This is a genomic window from Flavobacterium cyanobacteriorum (assembly GCF_002251835.1).
Lineage (GTDB): Bacteria > Bacteroidota > Bacteroidia > Flavobacteriales > Flavobacteriaceae > Flavobacterium > Flavobacterium cyanobacteriorum.
In genome coordinates, this window is sequence record NZ_NOXV01000064.1 from 1 (window position 1) to 1,783 (window position 1,783).

Sequence of the window (1,783 nt, forward strand, 5' to 3'; positions counted from 1 at the left end):
CGGCATCCTCCCCGCCGCCCGCTTTTGCGGCGGGGAGATATAGCTGAAAGCGGGAAAGGGCTTCCACAGGAGCGGTAGTTTACTGCTTCAAAAAAAAAGCATTTACAACATAGGACGGCTTATGAAAGAAATTTTTAAGGAATAGCGGCCGGGTATCAGGGAAATGTTGCGGCCCATCACCAGGGCGCGGTTATCTGGAATATGGCCTGAAGGAATGTTAAAGTAAACCGGGCAATCGAAATGCTCCAGCGTTATCTCCCTGTCATTTTTTCCGAAAGGCAGGGTTGAGTTCTTTATATCAATCATGTTACCAACAATTACCGCTTTCAGGTTGTTGAATTTCCCCGCCCTTTTCAGTGAGATCAGCATACGGTCGTAATGGTACAGGTATTCATCAATATCCTCAATAAACAGGATTTTGCCGGCAGTATCAATTTCAGAGTCAGACCCAATGGCAGCATACAGCATAGAGAGGTTCCCTCCCACCAGAATACCTTCAACGGCTTCACCTGTTCTATTTTCAGGTTCAGCAGGAATTTCATAGCTAAGCGTTTCGCCAAAAAGTACTTTACGGATACTGTCTAATGATTCAGGTGTACTTTTAGTATATCCCTGCAGCATAACGGCATGCAACGTTTCAATACCCAAGTTATGCACGTGGCTGTGCAGCAGCGTGATGTCGCTGTACCCTACAAGCCATTTCGGGTGCTGCCTGAACTTTGTCCAGTCTATCCTGTCGATGATGCGCAGCGTGCCATAGCCGCCTTTGGTAAAAAAGATAGCTTTAATATTTTCATCATCCAGCATTTGCTGCAGGTCGGCCAGGCGCTCGTCATCTGTCCCCGCCAGGAAACCGTACTCATTAAAGGCATTTTTGCCAACAACCGGCTCCAGACCCCAACTTTTTAGGGTGGCAAGGCCGTATTCAATTTCAATGGCTTCACAGCGTTTGGCAGTGCTTACTATGCCTGCTTTATCGCCGGGAGAAAGGTATGGTGGTGTGGTCATTTTAATTTCTTTAAAGGTATAGGATCAGATTTTAAAAATCCGTCAAAAATTTCAACATGGTTATGTTTCAGTTCGTCAATAAGATACTTTGGAAGTTCCTTTTTAAGCTCTGATGCATTACAATAATACACAAGCTGGAAGTCATTATTATCTTTGAGGTGAATATACCTAAGGATTCCACCACCATTCTCGTTCCTTTCCAGGATTACAGGAAGCATCGTTATTACTTTAAAACTCCTGCTTTCTCCCGGAAAAATGGTTACAGCGTTACGTAAATATTCATCTGCTTTAAAAGAGTAATTCTTTGTGAGGCCTAATTTTATGTAATGCTCTACCTGTTGTTGTAAAATACAGTTTCTACAGTCGTTAACTGGGGGCTCAAGGGTGTCAATAATACCAGGGAGCGGCTTCATAATTGAATCTTTATATTTAATGAAGTAACCTATAGACCCGGACCTTATTGCTCCCTCATAGATGTGGGGATATAAATACTCCCTGTCCAAGATTAAGACATATTTTTTGTCTGTGGGATTATGTATTGTATACGTAATAACGTTTGTAGCATTCTTCCTGGCTGCTTCGTTTCTATAGCTGTATGTGTCTTCAACAAGAGATGAATCAACAAACTTTATATATTGATTTTGTACTGTAAGTTTTAAATTGCTTTCCTGTTTACAGGAAGATAAACCTGAAAAAATTAATGGTAAAAACAGTAATTGTTTTAAATGTGACACTATCCCAAAAAGTGTGTAAGTTTAAAAATAACGGGGTTTGA

2 protein-coding genes are annotated in these 1,783 nt (G+C 41.6%); both read right to left on the bottom strand.

Translation table 11 applies throughout. The features are described from left to right. Positions 1-102: 102 nt before the first annotated feature. Complete coding sequence (locus CHU92_RS00605; protein WP_094411562.1) at positions 103-1,008, bottom strand: S66 peptidase family protein; 906 nt, start codon at positions 1,006-1,008, stop codon at positions 103-105. Next, on the bottom strand, positions 1,005-1,742 hold the full coding sequence (locus CHU92_RS00610) for a hypothetical protein (RefSeq protein ID WP_094411564.1): 738 nt from the start codon (positions 1,740-1,742) through the stop codon (positions 1,005-1,007). The genes CHU92_RS00605 and CHU92_RS00610 overlap by 4 nt, the downstream gene beginning before the upstream one ends. Between the last annotated feature and the right edge of the window lie 41 nt (positions 1,743-1,783).

Bases quoted from the DNA above. Each gene is read 5' to 3' on its own strand.
- CHU92_RS00605 (WP_094411562.1), bottom strand. From the start codon at position 1,008: ATGACCACACCACCATACCTTTCTCCCGGCGATAAAGCAGGCATAGTA.